Consider the following 19044-nt stretch of genomic DNA (forward strand, 5'->3'; position numbering starts at 1 on the left):
AACTGGCCAAGGCCCGGCAACTCGACCCCGCCACCGGTCGGCCGCTGCCGGGGTCACCCCACTTCATCACGGTCGATGCACCCGCGCCGGTCTGCGACAGCGGCCAACCCTGCCTCCACGCCGGCTACTGGCAAGCCGTGGCGCTGACCCAGAATCGTCTGGCCCATCTCCACGACGGCGCCATTCGCCGCTTCGAACAGGGCGAAATCCTGCCCACGCTGCTGGTGCGGCAGAGCCATCGCCGCCTCTGGCCGCTGCCCGACAGGGTCACAGTGGGCGAGGAACTGGTTGAGTGGAGAATGCTCGGTGAAGCCTAGGGCTTGGGTGCTGGCTGTTTTGTTTTTGCTCCTGGCCGCCTGCGGCGGCCATGGACTCAAACTGAAAAAGGATTCCGCCCTGGACCCGGAACCGAGCATTTCCATCAGCCAGTCTTCGTTGATCGCCAGGCCGAGTTGACTAACATCTTGACCAGGTTGGCGTAGCGGTGAAGTCCAACCAGAGCGTCCGGGAGGCGCGACTTTCTGGCCGGCAGTTACTCCCTCCACCCATGTGTACAAGAACATTGCAGGTATCGGTTGGCCATCGGTAGGCGAATCAAGCAACTGCATTGCCCGTAGGAGCTGGCTTGCCAGCGAATGGCCCGTTTCGCTGGCAAGCCAGCTCCTACAAGGCTCTTGGCCTGCTGGTAAATTTCTCGCATCCGCTAACGCAGATATAGCGAATTCATTCGCCCAAGAGATGGGTTATCACAGTCATTCCCCGTCTTCTCCAACCGTCGCGTTCTCTTCCTTGGCCTTGGCCATGCTGTGGTGGAGGAAGGCCTGGGCGATCACTGCGCGGAGCTGGTCGTCGTCCCAGGGTTTGGTGAGGAACTTGTAGATGGCCCCCTGGTTGATGGCGTCGGTAACGGACTTCAGGTCGGTGTAGCCGGACAGCACGATGCGAATGGTGTCGGGATAGAGGTCCTTGACCCGGCTGAGGAACTCGGTGCCGTTCATTTCCGGCATGCGCTGGTCGGAAAGGATGACCTGGATGTCGTGCTTGGCCAGTTGCGCGAAAGCGTCCTGGGCGCGGGTAGCGGTGAGAATCTGGTAGCCGTCGCGGCGCAGTACGCGGGTCAGCGCGCGGAGGATGTTTTCCTCATCGTCCAGCAGCAGCAGGGTCTGGGTGTTGCTGGTGCCGGAGCGCGTGTCCAGGTAGGACGCCGGGCTCTTGTGATGTTCGTGGAGGAACTGGTCGAGCTGCTCGAAGGGCATGGGGCGGGCGAAGTAGTACCCCTGGAACTCGTCACAATGGCTCTTCTTCAGGAAGGCGAACTGGGATTCGCTTTCCACCCCTTCGGCGATCACGCGCAGTCGCAGGTGGTGGGCCATGGAGATGATGCCCTGGGTAATCGCCGCATCGTGCCGGTCGCTAATGATCTCCTGGACGAAGGCACGGTCGATCTTCACCTTGTCGATGGGCAGCCGCTTTAGATAGTTGAGGCTGGAGAAACCGGTGCCGAAGTCGTCGATCGACAGACGCACGCCCAGGGTCTTGAGTGCCTGCAAGGTGGCGATGGCGCGCTCGGCGTTGTCCAGCAGCACGGTTTCGGTGATCTCCAGTTCCAGCAACTCGGCCGGCAATCGCGTTTCTTCGAGGACGCGCCGCACGCTGTCGACGAAGATGTTGCGCTGGAAGTGCACTGCCGAGATGTTCACCGCCACCACCGTGCCGGTCATGCCCCGATCCAGCAGTTCACGGCAGTCGCGACAGGCGGTGGCGAGAACCCATTCGCTCAGGGGGATGATCTGCCCGGTGTCTTCGGCTACCGGTACGAACTGCGCCGGCGAAATGAAGCCAAGCAGCGGGTGCTGCCAGCGCAGCAGGGCTTCGAAGCCGGTGACGCGACCGTTGCGGCCGTCGATCTGCGGCTGGTAGTAGAGCATGAAGGCGTTGGCTTCCAGGGCCTTCTGCAGCTCATTGCGCAGGGTCACCCGTTCGCTGACTTTCTGTTCCAGGTCGGTGGTGTACCACTGGTAGCAGTTGCGTCCCTGTTGCTTGGCCTTGTACATCGCCAGGTCAGCCTGCTGGATCAGCTGCATGGGCTGCTGCATGCCTTTCTCGCTCACGGCGATGCCCAGACTGGCGGTGATGTGTATTTCGCTGCCGGCTATGGGATAGGGGCGGGCGATGCAGTCGATGACCCGCTCGGCCACCTGCAGCACGTCTTCCTCACGGGCCAGGTCCGGCAGGATCAGGATGAACTCGTCGCCCCCCAGGCGCGCCACGGTATCGCCGGGGCGAACCTGCTGGGTCAGCCGCCGCGCCACTTCCACCAGTATCTGGTCGCCGATGCCATGGCCCATGGAGTCGTTGATCGGCTTGAAACCGTCCAGGTCGATGAACATGACCGCCAGCTTGCGCTGGTAGCGCTGGCTGATCTGGCAGCCCTGGCGCAGGCGGTCTTCCAGCAGCGAGCGGTTGGGCAAGCCGGTGAGTACGTCGTGGCTGGCGTTGTAGGCCAGCTCGGACTCCACTCGCTTCTGCTCGGAAATGTCGTTCTGTACACCGATGAAGTGCGTGATCTCGCCATGCTCGTTGGGGACCGGGGCGATGTAGAGGTCGTTCCAGAATGGCGTGCCGTCCTTGCGGAAGTTACGCAGCACGACGTGGACCTCACGCTTCTCCGCCAGCGCATGGCGGATCTCGGCTATGCCGGCCTGCTCGTGGTCCGCGCCCTGGAGGAAGCGGCAGTTTCGCCCCATGGCCTCGGCTGCGGTGTAGCCGGTGATGCGCTCGAAGGCCGGGTTGACGTAGACCACCGGCAGGTCGCTGGCGGTGGCATCGCAGATCATCGCGCCGTTGTAGCTGGCCTCGATGCTGCGCTGGAGGATGCGCAGCTGTTTCTCCGACTCCTTGGCGCGGCTGATGTCGCGGAACGCAATGACCCAGCCGCCGAGGGTCTGCGCGTGCAGGAGCGGCGCGCAGTCGTAGGCTATATGGCGCTCGCCGTCCAGGCTGACTTCACCATGGCGACCCGTGGTGGCGGGAGTGCTGTAGAGGTCCAGTGGCAGGTGATCGATCAGGGCCTGGCCAAGCAGGGCCTCGGGGCTCTGGCCGAGCAGTTCGGCGGCAGCCGGGTTGACGAAGTTCAGCCGTCCCTGGCGATCCACCGCGAGCAGTCCCTCGCCGACGCTGTTGGTGATGGCCGAGGTGAAGTCCAGTTGCTCCTGCAGGCGCTGTTCGCCGGAAAGCACCTGTTGCACCAGACGGATGTTTTCCAGCGCCGCCACGGCCATCTGCGCGAACTGCTGGGCAATCGCCAGGTCGTCCTGGTTGAAGTCGCCGTCGTACTTGTCGGAGAGCTGGATCAGGCCTAGATGGCGCCCGCCGTGGTCGATCAGCGGCACCGCCAGCCAGCCCTGCAGCGGTAGCTGGCCGCTGCCCGCGTCGCCTGCCGCATCCAGTTCGGCACGAGTCAGCAGCACCGGCTGGTTGCCGACGCAGGTTCGGGCATAGAGCGCGACACCTTCAGCAGGCAACTGCGGTGTCTGCCAGTCCTGGTACTTGGGTGATAGCGAGAAGGCGCCCGGACCCTGGCCATCGCCGAGGTCGATCAATGACTGATGGGAGCCCACCAGCAGGCGCAGTTGCTCGCACATGAAGTCCAGCAGGGTGCGGGTGTCGAGAATGCCGCCAATACGCAGTGCAGTGTCGCTGAGACCGTGCAGGAGCAACGCCTTGCGCTCCGACTGGACGAGCGTGTCCTGCAGGGCGCGGGTCATGCGGTTGCGTTCGCCGATGTTCTTGGCGATGCCGAAAACCCCGACTATCTGCCCTTCGACGACGATGGGCAGGTGGGTGATGTCCAGCTCCAGCGAGCCGCCAGCCCGGTCGTGGCAGCGCACTTCGAAGCGCTGCGCCTTGCCCTTGAGGGCGCTGCGGAAATGCTCGCGGACGTGTTCGATTTCGGCGTCGAGCACCAGCCGGGAAAACGATTCGCCGAGCAGGTCTTCGGCGTTGAAGCCGATCAGCTCGCAGCCGGCCTGATTGAGACTGAGGAAGCGACCATTGCGGTCCAGGGAGAACACCGGGTCAGGGTTGAAGATGAACAGGGAGCGGTAGCGCTGCTCGCTTTCCAGGAGCCGCAGGCGATCGTTCTGGCGTTCGATGGCGATGGCCGCGAGCTGGCCGGCGGTGCCGATCAATTGCAGGGACTCGTCGTCCGGGGAGCAGGGCTGGTGCAGGTAGACGGCGAATGTGCCGAGTACGTCGCCGTGGTGGGAGATCAGCGGGATCGCCCAGCAGGCGCGCAGGCCGTGGCGCATGGCCTGGTCACGGTGTTCGTGCCAGAGGGGGTCTTCGCTGATGTCTTCGCTGACCACCATCTGCCTGCGGAATACCGCGGTTCCGCAGGCGCCGGCCAGGGGGCCGATGGACTGGCCGTCCAGCGCCTGGTTGAAGGCGTCCGGCAGACTTGGCGCGGCGCCCAGGCGCAGGTGCTTGTGATCGCCGCTAACCAGGAGGACCGAGCACAGGGCTGAGGGGTCGAGGGTTTCGCTCATCAGGCAGATGGCCTTGAGGATCTCCGCCAGCGGCTGGTCGGTGGAGATCATGCTGAGGATGTCGCGCTGGTCCTCGGCATAGGCTTCATGACGCACCAGGCTGGTGATGTCGTGGGCGACGGCGAACAGGGTGCGCTCGCTCTCCGACCAGCCGGCGGACCAGAGGAGGTGGACGACGCTGCCATCCTTGCGCTGGCAGCGGTTGCGCACGGCATCCCATGACTCTCCCTGGATGATGGCTTCGATATCGCCGCGTGTGCGCTCGCGGTCCTCGTTGAGGACGAAGTCGGTGTAGGGGCGGCCGATCATCTCCTCCGGCCGATAACCGAGCACGCTGTGGCTGGAGGGGCTGACCTGGGTGAAGCGCTCGGAAGCGTCGATGGAGCAGAGCACATCCATGGAGTGGTCCATGATCCGCTGGTTCTGCGCCTGCAGGCGAGCCTGGTGCTGCAGGCTCAGTTCCAGTTCGCGGTTGCTTTCGCGAAGGCGCTGGCTGCGTTCGAGGGCGAGCCGGGAGAAGCTCTGGCTGACCATCAGGAGGAAGGTGAAACCCAGGCCGAACAGCATGAACAGCGGTGGTAGATAGACCGAGGCGTAATCGCTGCGCGGCAGGGCCTGGTAGGTGCGCATACGCCAGCGGCCCTCCGGGCCCAGGTCGGTGAACTGCACGCCCACCGGGAACAGGCTGCGGCCATCTCTGCCCGTGCCGGACTCATAGATGCGCCGCTGGCCTTCGAAGACCTCCAGTACGAATCCATCCAGGTTCCTTCCCAGTTGGCGATCCAGGGTGGCGCTGATGTCCAGGCTGGCCACCAGCAGCGCCTTGGGTTGGCCGTCGATGTGCAGAGGTGTAGCGACCAGCGTGCTGTTGTCGGTGGCGCTGAAGCTCTGCGCCGGGCTCATCTGTGCAGCAGTACCCTGACGCACCTGTTGAAGCCAGTCGCGCAGCTCGGACTGGGCGAGGAAGCGCGCCAGCCAGTCGTCTGCCACGCGGTTGCGTCCTTGCTGCAGGAGTGGCTTGAGATCGGCGTCGAGTACGGCGATCAGGTTGAGGTTGGGGAAGTCCCGCAGGTAGCTGTCCGCTTCCTGTTGCCAGAGTCGCTCCGGCGGCATTCCTTCCAGGGTCTGCCAGCGCTCGGCCATGCGCTGGACGAGCTGCCGGCGCACGGTAACGGTATTTTCGATGGTGGATTGGGCGCGCAGCAGAAGCTGGTGGCTGTGGGCATTGAGGGTGGAAATCTCATTCAGGCTGAGGAGGAACCAGCCGATGCAGGTGGTCAGCGTGCCCAGAATGCCGGTGGCCATGGCACGCCGGTTCAGCAGGCTGCGCTGGTCCTGCGGCAGCGCACAGAGAATCAGCACGGCGGTGCCGAGCAGGGCGATGAAAAGGTGGGTGACGTGCCCGGATTCCGGCCGGAAGGCGAAGCGAGGCAAGCCGTGGCCGGCGCCCAGCAGCGACAGTTCCGAAAGCAGTGCCAGACCGATCAGTGTGATACCACAGAGCTGGCTGAGCCAGCGGCCACCCTGGCGGGTGACGGCCAGGAGCATTGCCAGGCCGAAGAGGCAGGCGACGATCGCCAGTTCACTGCGAATGCGCCAGTACCCACTGATTAGCGAGCGGCCATGGTCACTGCCGCCGGACAGCACGTTGTGTCCGAGGCTGTAAGCGGCCAGGGCGACCAGGGCCAGTCCCGCCAGCCACGAGGCGCGGCGCCAGGCGCGGGTAGCGCTCAGCAGGGCGCTGCCGGCGAAGATGGTGATCATCGCGCTGTCGGGCAGCAGTACCAGTTCGTAGCGCGCCGGATTGGTCATGACCGCGAAGGCGACCATGCTGGTGACGCCCAGCGCGATCAGGGCAAAAGCCAGGCAGTGCAGGTAAGCCTGGTAGCCGAGGTTGCGGTTGTGCTTGGCCATGGGGGCGTGCCGTTCCGGTGGCGGGGGTGGTACTGGCTGACCGGACTCAGTCATCCAGGTCGCAGTCCTCGAGCAGCACGGCGCCATCGGCGTCGCGGCGCACACGAGTCAGCCCCGGGTGCTCGCTTTCCAGGCGCAGCAGTTCACGGTGCTGGCGCTCCAGGGTGTCCTGCTGGCCACGAACCTGTTCCAGTAGGCGACGGTTTTCGTCGCGCAGCAGGAAGAGGTCGACGGCGGCCTGCAGGGCGCTTTCGATGTCGTAGTTCTCCCAGGGTTTGGAGAGGAAGCGATAGACCTCGGCACGGTTGATCGCCTGCATCAGCGTGGCGCGGTCGCCATGGGCGCTGAGCAGCATGCGCAGGGCATCGGGCTGTCGCTGACGAGCGAACTGCAGATAGGTCAGGCCGTCCAGTTGCGGCATGTTGAGGTCGCAGATGATGGCGGCGTACTGGTGTTCGGCCAGCGCAGCCAATGCCGTTTCGGGGTTGTCGAAGGGGTGCAGGACCCAGCCCTGCGGTCGCAACAGGCGTTGCAGGGCGCTGAGGATATGGGGTTCGTCGTCCACCAGCTGGATCTTGATCATCGTGGCTGCTCCTTTGCCGTGCTCCCGGCTGCCTCCGGCAGGCGGACGTGAAGGGTATAGCGCGCGCCTTCGCTGGCCTCGAAGGCAATGAGCTTGTCGATCAGGGTGCGGCTGAGCTGTTTGCCTGCGTTGAGCAGGAGCATGCCGCTGTCGGCCCGGAGATTTCGGGTCAGGACCATGCCCGGTTCCAGGCGACGGGTGTCGACGGCGAGGATGCCGGGATCAGCCTCAAGCAGGTCCGGCGCATGGCGGGTGCATAGATCGATGAATTGCCGGCAGAGCGCCGGATCGTAGAGGCGTCCTGCGTAACGGGCGAGAAGTTGCAGGGCTTCCGGTCGGGGCACCGGACGCTGCAGTACCAGCCCGCACTGCAGCTCGACGAAGTCCACTGCCAGTTTGAGCAGGCGTGCGCCGTAGGGAATGACTTCGCCGTGCAGTTGATCCGGGAAGCCGGTGCCGTTCCAGCGTTCCTGGTGGTGGCGGATAAGCCGCCCAGCGTCGTGGAGCGGCTCCAGTGCCATGAGCAGACTTTCGCCCAGCTGCGGATAGCGGCAGTAGCGCTCCCGCTCCTCGCGGTGCAGCAGGTCGCTGGGCCGGTTGAGCAGGTGGTCGTCCCAGGTCAGCTTGCCGAGGTTGTAGAGGGCTGCTGCCATGGCCAGGTCGCGGGTATCCGCCTCCGGCAACTGATGTTCGTTGGCAAAGGCCCGCACCAGGGCGATGACCTGGGCATTACCCTGCTTGTCGCCTGGAAGGCGCTGGGAGAGTAGGGAGGAGAACACTTCTGTGGCGGTCACGTAGCTGTGCCGCAGTTCGTCGTAAGCCAGGTCGAGCATGTCGGCGGTCTGCTGCAGCTCGGCGGTACGGTCGCGGACCCGCTGCTCCAGGCTGGCGTTGAGCTCCTGCAGGCGCTGGTTCTGTTCCAGGGTGAGGCGCTCGAGCCGCTGGTGCTCGCGCTCGGCATGCTGATGGGCGAGGGCCTGGCGCAGGGTGAAACGCAGCTCGTCGTCATTCCAGGGTTTGCCCAGATAGCGGTAGATCTGTCCCTGGTTGATGGCGCGGATGCTGGTGTCCAGATCGGTGGCGCCGGTGAGCATCAGCCGCAGTGTGCCGGGCCAGCGCTGTTGTACTTCGGCAAGCAGGGCGGGGCCATCGAGCCCGGGCATGCGGGCGTCGGAAACCACCAGGTCGACCTCGTTCGCGGCCAGCAGACCGAGTGCCTCAGTGCCTCCGTTGGCGGTGAGCAGTTCGTAGGGTTCGCCTCGCAGGACACGTCGAAGGGCGCTCAGGATGTGTTCCTCGTCATCCACCAGCAGCAGGGTGGGGCGGTACTGGGCTTCACTCATGCCTGCGTCCCGCCGGGCAGGGGTTGCTTGCGGGGCAACCAGACGCGGAAGCGCGTGCCATGGCCGGGCTGGCTCACCACTTCGATGCGGCCGTTGTGTTTCTGCACGATGTTGTAGGAGAGCGCGAGACCCAGCCCCGTACCTTTACCCACCGGTTTGGTGGTGAAGAAGGGCTCGTAGATACGATTGAGAATGGCCGGGTCGATGCCCTTGCCGTTGTCTTCTACCTCCAACCAGACCCAATCGCCTTGTTGGCCGCTGCGCAGGCAGATGCGGCCGAAACTCTCGATGGCATGGGCAGCATTGATCAGCAGGTTCATCACCACCTGGTTGATCTGCGATGGGATGCACTCCACCAGCGGCAGCTCGCCGTAATCGCGCACCACTTCGGCCTTGTACTTGAGTTCGTTGTTGACCAGATTGAGGGTACTGTCGAAACCCTTGTGCAGGTCGGCGGCGCGGAACTCCTCTTCTTCGATGTGGGAGAAGTCCTTGAGGGCGGTAATGATTTTCTTGACCCGTTCGATGCCATCCTCGGACTCGTGGATCAGGGCCTCGACGTCGTTGCGGATGTAGTCGTACTCCAGGCTGCGCTTGAGCTGCTGGAGTTCTTCCAGGCTCCCGACGCCGTCTACCGCGTCGACGATGCGCAGCAGGTCGTTGACGTAGCCGGTGAGGGTCTTGAGGTTGGAGAACACGTAGCCGATGGGGTTGTTGATCTCATGGGCCACGCCGGCGGCCAACTGGCCGATTGCTGCGAGCTTTTCCGACTGCAGCAGCTGGGCGTTGGCTTTCTCCAGCTTGTGTACCAGTTGTTCCTGTTCCAGCTGCTTGCTGCCCAGGGCGTTGAGAGCGGCGGCCAATTGCTCGTTGGAACGGGCGAATTCGGTGGTGTCGTAGAGCAATAGCCCCAGGCAGCGTTCACCGCCGCAATCGAAGGGAAACAGCAGGGTGCTCTGCAGGCGCAGGGGGGTCACCTGACCTTCGGGGCTGTAGGGGAGCTGGATCAGGTAGGGATCTTCCCGCCAGTGGGTGTAGGCGTGCAGACCCTGGTCGCGAGCCCTGGCCACCATCTTGCCGAGGCGTGGCGTGTCCGTTTCCGGGAAGACAGCGGTCAGGGGTTGTCGCAGGGCCGGGCCCAGGACTTTTCCGCTGCGCTGGCTGACGAATTCGTTCCAGTGAAGGATGCGCAGCTCCTGGTCGAGGATGATGACGCCCACCTCGATCTGTTCTACCAGGGCTCCGGCAAGGTCCAAAGGGCTGCTTTCCATGATGTCGCCCGCTTTTTTCGCTGTGGAACGGTTGGCAGGGTTGAATTCTGGCGCTTGTCCGACTTTGTTGTACGAAGTGTATGACAGATTTCAGGCGTCTGAATCCTGTCGAAGATTGCGCCTGATGGCGCCTGGGAATCCCTTCAACTGGAATGCAAGGTTAGACCATGGGGCTGGAGCCAAGGGCTGAGGCACAGGTTCGCTACGAATTCGGGTTTCCCGACGGCCGCCTATGGGTGCATGAGGTGGACCTGGCGGGGCAGAGCGAAAGCTCGGATAACGCGCCTGAATGGGCCCGGCTGGGCTTCGGGCAGTGCACCCATTGCCCGCTGAAGGCGACGGAGGTGCGCGATTGCCCCTTCGCGCGGGTGCTGGCGCGGCCGGTGGCGGTGCTGGCGCGTTCACCGTCTTACGAGGAAGTACGGGTGGCCGTGTTCTGGCGGGGCCGGGAAATTCGCCAGCAGACCACCTTGCAACGTGCGCTCGGCTCGCTGCTGGGACTGCTCGGGGCGACCAGCGGTTGCCCGCATACCCGGATGTTAAGGGCGATGGCCTGGTTCCATTGGCCATTCAGCAGCTCGGCGGAAACGCTTTATCGTGCCCTGGGCACCTACCTGCTTGGGCAGCACCTGCGCAGGCAGCGCGGGCTGGAACCGGACTGGGACATGGATGGCTTGCGCGAGCAGTACCGTAACCTGCGGCTGGTCAATCTGGGGATGGCCGGACGCCTGCGCGCTGCCGCGGAGGAGGATTCCAGCCTCAACGGACTGATCCTGCTGGACCTGCTGGCGGCCGACACCCTGTATTCGCTGGACAGCTACGAAGGGGAGCTGGATGGGTTCTTCGCGGAGTTTTTCGAGGACAGTTGAAGCGAGCTCTGTTGTGGGGGCGAATTTGTTCGCCAAGGGCAGCGACGTTGCCCCCTCGAACGCATCAGGGCGGACCTGTGGCCCGCTTGGCGATTGAAATCGCCCCTACAGAAGCACTCCAGCCGAGCGGTCAGCCGTTGAAACCCAGGCGTTCCTTCCAGCGCTTTTCCAGCGCCTTGGTTTCGTGGTCGAGCGGGTGGAATCCGGGGCGGTAGTAATCCAGATAGGGCTTGATCATCTTCGGGAAGTAACCGTTGCGCGGGCCGAGAAGCGTCTTCAGGCCACGGGCCCAGCTGCGCCAGTTGAACAGCTGGCCATCCTTGCGCATCAGGTGGACCTGGAAGGTCATGATCACGCCGAAGAACAGAAGCGTGGTCAGCACCATTGTGCCGGTGCGGATCAGGTAGCCGCCGCCAATTGCGTTGTAGGCGTCGTAGCAGACCGCCTTGTGTTCGTTTTCCTCGATCGCGTGCCACATCCACAGCTTGTACATCTTCGGGTCGTCCATCTGGGTGTTGATGTCTTCCCGGCGCAGCAGTTGCTCGGCCATGGTGGCGGTGAAGTGTTCCAGCGCGCATGTGGCGGCCAGGCGCTGCTTCCTGGTGGTGATGCGAGTGACCCACTCCAGCAGTACCTTGATGCGAAGTTCCAGGCGCTCCAGATCGATGCCGTGCTCGGCGGCGTAGTCGTTGTAGGTCGCGTGCTCCTTGGAGTGCATGGCTTCCTGGCCGATGAAGGCGCTGATGTCCTTCTGCAGCTGGGGGTCACTGACCTGGTCGCGCACGGCGCGGACGCTGTCGACGAAGAATTTTTCGCCGTACGGGAAGAGCGAGGAGAGGTTGTTCATGAAGTGCGTCATGAAGGGATCGCCACTCCACCAGTACTTCTGGGTCGACGCAAAGCTGAAGTCCATGCGGCGGACAGGAAAGTTGGCCTTGGGCAGGGGGGCGCTGGCGCTGGCTGTCATGCGGGAATCCTCTCGGGCTCGGCGAGCCGTCCATTCGTTGTTATCGGCGGGCACGTCAACCGTGCCATCAGTCGATGTAACTATTGAGGATCGAGCGAGGAGGCGCGAGGGGCTGGGCGCCAACTTTCGGCGGGTGATTGCGGCGTGGCGTGGGGTGAGGAGTAACGCCAGCCGGAAGCGATGTAACCCGCAGCGGCTGGCTGTGCTTCGGTTGGGGCCCGCTGGCGCAGGCCCGCAAGTCCGATCAGCGTTCGTCGAGGGCGAAGGCGGTTAGGGCGAAGGTGGGGATGCCGGCGTCGGCGAGGCGTTCGGAGCCTCCCAGCTCGGGCAGGTCGATGATGGCAGCGGCCTCGAACACGCTGGCGCCCATGCGCCGTACCAGGCGGGTGGCGGCCAGCAGGGTACCGCCGGTGGCGATCAGGTCATCGAAAATCAGTACCCTGTCGCCGTCGCACAGGCTGTCGCTATGCACTTCGAGGAAGGCTTCGCCGTATTCGGTCTGGTAGGGCTCGGAAAGCACGTCGGCCGGAAGTTTGCCTTGCTTGCGGAAGAGCACCAGGGGCTTATTGAGTTCGTAGGCGATGATCGAGCCGATCAGGAAACCACGAGCGTCCATCGCACCGATGTGGCTGAAGTCGGCTTCGACGTAGCGCTGGATGAAGCTGTCGGCCACCAGGCGCAGGGCGCGGGGGGACTGGAACAGCGGTGTGATGTCGCGGAACACGACGCCGGGCTTGGGGAAGTCCGCAACAGGGCGGATCAGTGTCTTGATGGAGAAGTCGTCGAAGATCATCGTGGATGCCTGATGGGAAGGGCGGGTGGAACAGGCGGGGCCGTCAGATTGGCGGGCCCGCAACAATCAGCTTTCGATGGTCCCGCCAGCCATGGCGCAGAGTTCGATTGGGTCGAGGATATGCACTTCCTTGCCCTCGGCAGCGATCAGGTTGGCCTGCTGGAATCGGGTGAAGACCCGGGAAACGGTTTCGACCGCCAGCCCCAGGTAGTTGCCGATTTCGTTGCGCGACATGGCCAGGCGGAACTGATTGGCGGAGAAACCACGGGCGCGGAAGCGGGCCGAAAGGTTGACCAGGAAGGTGGCGATGCGCTCATCGGCTGTCTTCTTGGAAAGCAGCAGCATCATCTGTTGGTCGTCGCGGATTTCACGGCTCATCACACGCATCAATTGGCGGCGCAACTGCGGCAACTGGACCGAGAGCTCATCGAGGCGCTCGAAGGGAATTTCGCACACGGAGGTGGTTTCCAGTGCCTGGGCGGAAACCGGGTAAAGCTCGGTATCCATGCCAGAGAGGCCAACCAGTTCGCTGGGCAGGTGGAAACCGGTGATCTGTTCTTCGCCGGTGTCGGTCACGGTGAAGGTCTTGAGCGCACCGGAGCGCACGGCGAAGACTGAACCGAAGGCATCGCCTTGGCGGAAAAGGAGCTCACCTTTCTTCAGGGGACGGCCGCGCTTGACGATTTCGTCCAGCGAATCCATGTCCTCCATGTTGAGCGACAGCGGCAGGCAGAGTGCGGCCAAGCTGCAATCCTTGCAATGGGCCTGGGGGAGGTTGCGCACCTTGATGATCTCGGACATGAGCTATTCCTTGCAGAGCAAACACACATAGCGCGTAAGGTTAACGCAGGGTCCTGGCAACGGCCAGAAAAAGCCTGCCTGACTCTCAGTTCAAGATTGATCGATAACGGCCGATATCTGGGCTGAGTTTCAGGCAAGGAGCGGCCTTATGTTGCGCTTTGATACCAATGGCCCGGTGTATCGGGTAGCTGACGCAGTGCGGCGACAGGTCGCACGTGAGGACGACGCCCCCGTTGACCAGAATGCCGTGCGCCAGGGGATCCGCGTCAGTCTTTCCGATCTGGGCAAGACGCGTGCGGCACAGAAAAACGACGACATCGATCAGAGCAGCCTGCCCGATGGCATCATGGAGCTGTTGAAGTTGATCCGCGCGCTAAAGGCGCAGATTGCCGAGCGGCAGGCTGAACTGGAGGCAATAGCAGCCGACCAGAGCCTGGACGAGGAAGCCCGTTTGCAGCGCCTGGAAGCGTTGCGCGGCGAACTGGCTTCACTGCAAGGCGCGCTCAGCAGTGCCAACCTCAATCTCGCCAAAGCGATTCGCGAAGCCGGGCTCAGCGATGAGCAATCGCTCGAAGTCGGCAAGCTGCTGAGCGCATGAGTCGGCTCAGATCACCCGTGAGAAACGCTGCTGGTTGTGGTCGGCCAGGTAGTGGTCGAAGAGCATGCACAGGGAACGTACCAGGAGACGACCGGCAGGCAGTACGTCGATTTGGCTGTCAGTGAGGTCGATCAGACGATCCTGGTGCATTTGCTGAAGTTGCGGCCAGATATTGGCGAAATAGCCGCGGAACTCAATATTGAAACGGGTTTCGATGCTGGCGAAATCCAGTTCGAATTCACAGATCAGTTGTTGAATCACCGCCCGTCGGATGCGGTCATCCTCGTCGCACAGCAAACCGCGATTGGTTGCGAGCAGATTCCGCTCCAGTTCGCCCTGGTACTCGTTGAGTTGCACCGCGTTCTGGCAGTAGAGGTCGCCAATCTGGCTGATGGCGGAAACGCCGAGACCAATCAGGTCGCAATGACCGTGGGTGGTATAGCCTTGGAAATTTCGCTGCAGGCGGCCGTCTTCCTGGGCGATGGCCAGTTCATCGTCAGGCAGGGCGAAGTGGTCCATGCCGATGTAACGATACCCGGCGGCGCTCAGTTGCTCGACGCTACGCTGGAGCATTTCCAGCTTCTGTCCGGGGCTGGGAAGGTCTTCACCGCGAATCCGCCGCTGCGGCATGAAGCGATCTGGCAAGTGGGCGTAATTGAACACCGAGAGCCGGTCCGGTTGCAGGGCGATCACTTCGTTCACGGTGCGGGCAAAGCTCTCCGGGGTCTGCTTGGGTAGGCCATAGATCAGGTCCAGATTCAGCGAACGGTACTGCAAGGTGCGCGCGGCTTCGACTATGGCACGGGTCTCATCGAGGCTTTGCAGGCGGTTGACAGCGCGTTGCACTGCTGGCTCGAGGTCCTGTACGCCGAGGCTGACGCGGTTGAACCCCAAGTCGCGGAGAAGGCCCATGGTGGACCAGTCGGCCTCGCGAGGGTCGATCTCGATGCCGTAGTCGCCGGAGTCGTCGTCCAGCAGATTGAAGTGCTTGTGTAGATGGCCCATGAGCCGTCGCAGTTCATCATGACTCAGGAAGGTGGGGGTGCCGCCACCAAAGTGCAGCTGCTCGACTTTCTGTTGCGGATCGAGGTGGCAGGCGATGAGTTCGATTTCCCGCTCCAGGTGCTCCAGGTAGGGCAGGGCGCGGCCGCGGTCCTTGGTGATGACCTTGTTGCAGGCGCAGTAGTAGCAGATGTTCGCGCAGAACGGCACGTGTACGTACAGCGATAGCGGACGGCGGGCTTTGCGGCTATCGCGCAGGGCGTGGAGCAGGTCGAATGACCCCACCTTGTGGTTGAACTGAACGGCGGTGGGGTAGGAGGTGTAGCGGGGGCCTGGAGTGTCGTAGCGGCGGATCAGGTCCGCGTCCCAGCGAATATTGTCGAGCATACGGGAATCCCCGGTTCGGCTGTCTGTGCCAGGGAGTCTATGGGGCCGCCATCAGGGCGACCTTGATTTGCATCAAGCCGTCTAAGGGCTGTGGGTGCCGTGCTGGTGCTCGTTGCTGCCGGCGCTGCTGTCATGGGCTCCGTGTCCCATCAGCCAGGCCTGGTGCGGGCCGGGAAGGGTCCAGAGGCCGAAGAGGATCACCAGCACGCCGCCGGCGACGCGAACCCCACGCTTGCGCAGCAGGGTCGTCACGCGTTCGGCGGCAAGACCGGTGGCGATCAGCACCGGAAGGGTACCGACCCCGAAAGCGAGCATCAGCAAGGTGCTGTCCACAGCAGACCCCTGGCTGGCGGACCAGAGCAGGGTGCTGTAGACAAGGCCGCACGGCAGCCAGCCCCAGAGTCCGCCCAGCAGCAGGGCGCGAGGCAGGCTGGACACCGGCAGCAGCTTGCGCGCCACAGGCTGGATATGGCGCCAGAGCCCTTGCCCCAAGGCCTCGATGCGGGTCAGGCCGCTCCACCAACCGGCCAGGTAGAGCCCCATGCAGATCAGCAGCAGCGCGGCCACGACTCGCAGGGCCATGGCTGCCGGACTGCTGGCGACGGCCCAGCCGGCCAAGCCGATGAGCAAACCGGCAAAGGCGTAGCTGAGGATGCGCCCAAGGTTGTAGGCCAGCAGCAGGCGCAGTCGGCGGGCGCGCTGTTCAGGAGGAATGGCCAGTGTCAGCGCGCCCATCAGGCCGCCGCACATGCCGAGGCAATGGCCGCCGCCGAGCAGACCGAGTATGAGCGCGGAAAGCAGCAGGGGAGCGAGTTCAGCCACGGGGATCGTCCTGCTCGTCCTCTTTGTCTTTCTCGCTGCCCTCGGCTTCGGCAACGCCGGCCTTGTGCTTGGGGTCCTCGTCATCGAAGAGGATGCTGTGGGCCGGGCCGTCGAGGTCGTCGTACTGGCCACTGTCCACGGCCCAGAAGAACAGCCAGATGGCGAAACCGACCAGGCCGATGGCGACCGGGATCAGTATGTAAAGCGCTGGCATCAGGGGCTCCGATTGAAGATTCGTGGGTCAGGTGCGGGCCAGGCGCAGGGCGTTGACCACCACCAGCAGCGAGCTGACCGACATGCCGAAGGCAGCCCAGAGAGGGGTGATCCAGCCGAGGGCGGCGAAGGGCAGCACCAGACCATTGTACAAGGTCGCCCAGGCCAGGTTTTCGATGATGATGCGGCGTGTCCGCCGAGCCAGGGTGAACGCCTGGACAAGACTGTCTAGTCGGTTGGAAAGCAGCACGGCATCCGCGCTGGTCTTGGCCAGGTCGGTAGCGCTGCCCATGGCGACGCTGATATCCGCTCCAGCCAGGACCGGTACGTCGTTGACTCCGTCACCCAGCATCAGCACCTTGTGGCCGTGTTCATGGAGTTGGCGCAGCACTTCAAGCTTGGCATCCGGAGTCAGGCCGCCACGGGCATCTTCGATGCCCAGCTGGCGAGCGATGCCGTGCACCATGGGTGAACTGTCGCCGGACAGCAGCAGGAGTTTCCAGCCACGTTCGCGGCAGGCATCCAGCAGGGCAGGGGCGTCTTCCCGCAGACGATCGTCAAGGACGAACCAGGCCAGCGGCCCCTGTTCATCACCCAGCAATAGCCACTGCCCCTGGTTGCCGGGAATGTCGGGTGCCGCCGTGCGGCTGAGCTCAGCGACGAAACCGGGCTGACCGATGCGCAGTTGTCTATCGCCGACACGACCTTCCAGCCCGCGGCCGGGCACGCTTTCTACTTGAGCGGCTGCTTGCGGAGCACGGCCGAAAGCACGGGCAATGGGGTGTTCTGAACGGTTCTCGAGGGCCGCGGCCAGACTCAGGCAGGCATCGCGATCCAGGTCTCCCAGAGGGTGGATGGCGCTCAGGGTCAGGCGGCCTTCGGTCAGGGTGCCGGTCTTGTCGAATATCACCGTGTCGATCTGGTTCAGCCCCTCCAGCACGTGGCCACGGGTCAGAAGCAGGCCGAGCTTGTGCAGGCTGCCTGTCGCGGTAGTCAGAGCGGTCGGGGTGGCCAGGGCCAAGGCGCAGGGGCAGGTGGCTACCAGCAGGGAAAGCACAACCCAGAAGGCGCGATCCGGATCGATCTCCCACCAGACGATACCGACAATAGCGGCAGCTGCGAGCACGATCAGCAGGAACCACTGGGCAACCTTGTCGGCTACTTCGGCCAGGCGCGGCTTGTCCGCCTGGGCGCGTTCCAGCAGACGGACTATGGCTGAGAGACGGGTATCGTCGCCCAGCGCTTGGACTTCGATGGTGAGCGGACCTTCGACGTTCAGGGTGCCGGCGGTTACCGCATCGCCTTCGCCGCGTGGATGGGGCAGGTATTCACCAGTTAGCAGGGACTCGTCGACGCTCGACTGACCGGACAGGATCTGGCCATCGGCTGGCAGCAGGGCGCCCGGGGGGACCAGCACGCGATCACCGGTCTTCAGTTCGCTGAGCAGGATGCGCTCGCTATGTCCTGTCTCGTCCAGACGCAGGCAGGAGGCTGGCAACAGGTTGACCAGTTGCGCGGTGGCCGCAGCGGTGCGCTCCCGAGCGCGGCGCTCCAGGTAGCGGCCTGCCAGCAGGAACAGGGCGAACATTCCCACGGCATCGAAGTACAACTCTCCGATGCCGGTCACCGTGGACCAGATGCCCGCAACGTAGGCACCGCCGATGGCCAGTGAGACGGAAACGTCCATGGTCAGGTGGCGAGTGCGCAGATCCCGCAGGGCTCCGCGGAAGAACTGGCCGCAGCAATAGAAGACGATTGGCGTGGTCAGGAACAGGCTGACCCAGCGCAGGATGGTATCCAGCTCGGGTGAGAGGTCGATATTGAATTCCGGCCAGGTCGCCATAGCGGCCATCATCACCTGCATCCAGAGCAGGCCGGCGACACCGAGCTGGCGCATGGCGCGCCGGTTCTCGCTGGCGAGGTGTACGGCGGCTTCGTCGGCCTTGTAGGGGTGACCGGCGTAACCGATCTTGCGCAGCTCTTTCAGCAACTGGCTCAGTGGCAGTTGGCTGTCGGACCAACGCACTTGCAGGCGATGGTTGGACAGGTTGAGGTTGGCCTCGGCAACGCCCGGTAGAGCCTTCAGGTGTTTTTCGATCAACCAGCCACAGGCGGCGCAACTGATACCTTCGATCAGCAGGCAGGTCTCGCTCAGTTCGCCCTGGTGCTGCACGAAGGGCTGTTGCACTTCGGCACGGTCGTAGAGGGCCAGCTCGTCAGGTAGCTCGCGGGGCAGGGCGTCGGGATTGGGGGCAGTTTCGCTGCGGTGGCGGTAGTAGTTCTCCAGGCCGCTGGCGACGATGGCTTCGGCCACCGCCTGGCATCCCGGGCAACACATGGCCCGCGTCTCTCCCAGCACGCGGGCCTCGAAACGGCTGCCGGCCGGAACCGGCAAACCACAGTGGTAGCAGGGAAGCGGTGCGCTCATGCGCTTATTCGCCGAGGCGGATAACGCTGCCCTTGTCGAGGGTTTCTTCCTCGAACAGACGCCAGTCCTGGCCCTGCTCCTGGCCGATCAGTTCGACGAAGCGACGGCCGTTGACCGGATCCTGAAGATGGCCGCGGTATTGGCCGTCGGCCTGGGGCTGTAGCACGACGCGGCGATCTTTCTCCGGCTGGGTAGGGGAGAGCAGGCTCAGTACCAGTTGTTGCGGACGGCTTTCGCCCACGAGTTGCAGTGCGACTTCGCCGCTGCCTTCGTCGATTTTCAGGCTGGCTTGCATGCCAAGCTGCGTGGCCAGGTTCTCACGCTCCAGCGAGGTGTTGATACCCTTGCCGACTTCGTAATAGTTGTCAGCGACCAGGCTCGGCGGGTTACGTGTGGCAATCACCAGCATGGTGGTGCCTAGGACCACCGATGTGCCGAGGATGGCGAGGATGAACCACGGCCAAGGCTGTTTGTACCAGGGGCTGGGAGTGTCGGACTGCATGGGT

Annotated in this window: 14 protein-coding genes and 1 pseudogene; 3 read left to right on the plus strand and 12 right to left on the minus strand. The window is 63.7% G+C overall.

Annotated elements, in window-relative coordinates; genetic code table 11:
• Positions 1-317 (plus strand): annotated as a pseudogene (locus tag E8E75_RS03050) (sel1 repeat family protein); the annotation flags it as partial.
• 435 nt (positions 318-752) lie between these two features.
• Here the strand turns inward: E8E75_RS03050 and E8E75_RS03055 are convergent.
• The 4 genes from E8E75_RS03055 to E8E75_RS03070 are packed head-to-tail and all read right to left on the minus strand — an operon-like array spanning position 753 to position 9658.
• Entirely contained in the window at positions 753-6461 is a 5709-nt protein-coding gene (locus tag E8E75_RS03055; RefSeq protein ID WP_153922560.1) for an EAL domain-containing protein, read from the minus strand.
• A gap of 46 nt (positions 6462-6507) precedes the next feature.
• A complete protein-coding gene (locus tag E8E75_RS03060; protein WP_120650065.1) occupies positions 6508-7044 on the minus strand; it encodes a response regulator in 537 nt (178 codons plus the stop codon).
• The gene (locus E8E75_RS03065) at positions 7041-8387 is read right to left on the minus strand and encodes an HD domain-containing phosphohydrolase (protein ID WP_120650066.1); all 1347 of its coding nucleotides are present in this window, start codon (positions 8385-8387) and stop codon (positions 7041-7043) included. Before E8E75_RS03065 ends, E8E75_RS03060 begins: the two co-directional genes overlap by 4 nt.
• Positions 8384-9658, minus strand: a complete 1275-nt coding sequence (locus E8E75_RS03070; protein ID WP_120650067.1) for an ATP-binding protein — start codon at positions 9656-9658, stop codon at positions 8384-8386. Before E8E75_RS03070 ends, E8E75_RS03065 begins: the two co-directional genes overlap by 4 nt.
• A 167-nt stretch (positions 9659-9825) precedes the next feature.
• On the opposite strand from E8E75_RS03070, the gene E8E75_RS03075 reads away from it, so the two are divergent.
• A complete protein-coding gene (locus E8E75_RS03075; protein WP_120650068.1) occupies positions 9826-10527 on the plus strand; it encodes a hypothetical protein in 702 nt (233 codons plus the stop codon).
• Positions 10528-10657: 130 nt separating this feature from the next.
• On the opposite strand, the gene E8E75_RS03080 is transcribed toward E8E75_RS03075, so the two are convergent.
• The 3 genes from E8E75_RS03080 to fnr form a co-directional block, all read right to left on the minus strand.
• Entirely contained in the window at positions 10658-11494 is an 837-nt protein-coding gene (locus E8E75_RS03080; RefSeq protein ID WP_120650069.1) for a metal-dependent hydrolase, read from the minus strand.
• Positions 11495-11738: 244 nt separating this feature from the next.
• Positions 11739-12287: an adenine phosphoribosyltransferase gene (locus E8E75_RS03085; RefSeq protein ID WP_120650070.1), complete on the minus strand. Its 549-nt coding sequence runs from the start codon at positions 12285-12287 to the stop codon at positions 11739-11741.
• Positions 12288-12353: 66 nt separating this feature from the next.
• Positions 12354-13088: a fumarate/nitrate reduction transcriptional regulator Fnr gene (fnr, locus tag E8E75_RS03090; protein ID WP_120650071.1), complete on the minus strand. Its 735-nt coding sequence runs from the start codon at positions 13086-13088 to the stop codon at positions 12354-12356.
• A 148-nt stretch (positions 13089-13236) separates the two neighbouring features.
• Between fnr and E8E75_RS03095 the strand changes: the two genes are divergently transcribed.
• Positions 13237-13686, plus strand: coding sequence for a hypothetical protein (locus E8E75_RS03095; protein ID WP_256673364.1), 450 nt, complete (start codon positions 13237-13239; stop codon positions 13684-13686).
• A gap of 6 nt (positions 13687-13692) precedes the next feature.
• On the opposite strand, the gene hemN is transcribed toward E8E75_RS03095, so the two are convergent.
• The 5 genes from hemN to E8E75_RS03120 form a co-directional block, all read right to left on the minus strand.
• Positions 13693-15075 carry an oxygen-independent coproporphyrinogen III oxidase gene (hemN, locus tag E8E75_RS03100; RefSeq protein ID WP_153922558.1) on the minus strand — a complete coding sequence of 461 codons (1383 nt, stop codon included), beginning with the start codon at positions 15073-15075 and terminating at the stop codon, positions 13693-13695.
• A gap of 81 nt (positions 15076-15156) precedes the next feature.
• Complete coding sequence (locus E8E75_RS03105) at positions 15157-15897, minus strand: sulfite exporter TauE/SafE family protein (protein ID WP_120650073.1); 741 nt, start codon at positions 15895-15897, stop codon at positions 15157-15159.
• Positions 15890-16111: a cbb3-type cytochrome oxidase assembly protein CcoS gene (gene ccoS / locus E8E75_RS03110; RefSeq protein ID WP_153922554.1), complete on the minus strand. Its 222-nt coding sequence runs from the start codon at positions 16109-16111 to the stop codon at positions 15890-15892. The genes E8E75_RS03105 and ccoS overlap by 8 nt, the downstream gene beginning before the upstream one ends.
• A 27-nt stretch (positions 16112-16138) precedes the next feature.
• Entirely contained in the window at positions 16139-18538 is a 2400-nt protein-coding gene (locus E8E75_RS03115) for a heavy metal translocating P-type ATPase (protein ID WP_153922552.1), read from the minus strand.
• A 4-nt stretch (positions 18539-18542) separates the two neighbouring features.
• The gene (locus E8E75_RS03120; protein ID WP_120650076.1) at positions 18543-19040 is read right to left on the minus strand and encodes a FixH family protein; all 498 of its coding nucleotides are present in this window, start codon (positions 19038-19040) and stop codon (positions 18543-18545) included.
• Positions 19041-19044: the final 4 nt, after the last annotated feature.

Origin of the sequence: Pseudomonas sp. BN606, from assembly GCF_029873115.1 — a bacterium.
GTDB lineage: Bacteria > Pseudomonadota > Gammaproteobacteria > Pseudomonadales > Pseudomonadaceae > Metapseudomonas.

What these genes read in the sequence shown, in the direction of transcription:
- E8E75_RS03070 (WP_120650067.1), bottom strand. Translation starts at nt 9,658, where the DNA reads ATGGAAAGCAGCCCTTTGGACCTTGCCGGAGCCCTGGTAGAACAGATC.
- hemN (WP_153922558.1), bottom strand. Translation starts at nt 15,075, where the DNA reads ATGCTCGACAATATTCGCTGGGACGCGGACCTGATCCGCCGCTACGAC.
- E8E75_RS03055 (WP_153922560.1), bottom strand. Translation starts at nt 6,461, where the DNA reads ATGGCCAAGCACAACCGCAACCTCGGCTACCAGGCTTACCTGCACTGC.
- fnr (WP_120650071.1), bottom strand. Translation starts at nt 13,088, where the DNA reads ATGTCCGAGATCATCAAGGTGCGCAACCTCCCCCAGGCCCATTGCAAG.
- E8E75_RS03065 (WP_120650066.1), bottom strand. Translation starts at nt 8,387, where the DNA reads ATGAGTGAAGCCCAGTACCGCCCCACCCTGCTGCTGGTGGATGACGAG.
- E8E75_RS03120 (WP_120650076.1), bottom strand. Translation starts at nt 19,040, where the DNA reads ATGCAGTCCGACACTCCCAGCCCCTGGTACAAACAGCCTTGGCCGTGG.
- ccoS (WP_153922554.1), bottom strand. Translation starts at nt 16,111, where the DNA reads ATGCCAGCGCTTTACATACTGATCCCGGTCGCCATCGGCCTGGTCGGT.
- E8E75_RS03075 (WP_120650068.1), top strand. Translation starts at nt 9,826, where the DNA reads ATGGGGCTGGAGCCAAGGGCTGAGGCACAGGTTCGCTACGAATTCGGG.
- E8E75_RS03060 (WP_120650065.1), bottom strand. Translation starts at nt 7,044, where the DNA reads ATGATCAAGATCCAGCTGGTGGACGACGAACCCCATATCCTCAGCGCC.
- E8E75_RS03080 (WP_120650069.1), bottom strand. Translation starts at nt 11,494, where the DNA reads ATGACAGCCAGCGCCAGCGCCCCCCTGCCCAAGGCCAACTTTCCTGTC.
- E8E75_RS03095 (WP_256673364.1), top strand. Translation starts at nt 13,237, where the DNA reads ATGTTGCGCTTTGATACCAATGGCCCGGTGTATCGGGTAGCTGACGCA.
- E8E75_RS03115 (WP_153922552.1), bottom strand. Translation starts at nt 18,538, where the DNA reads ATGAGCGCACCGCTTCCCTGCTACCACTGTGGTTTGCCGGTTCCGGCC.
- E8E75_RS03085 (WP_120650070.1), bottom strand. Translation starts at nt 12,287, where the DNA reads ATGATCTTCGACGACTTCTCCATCAAGACACTGATCCGCCCTGTTGCG.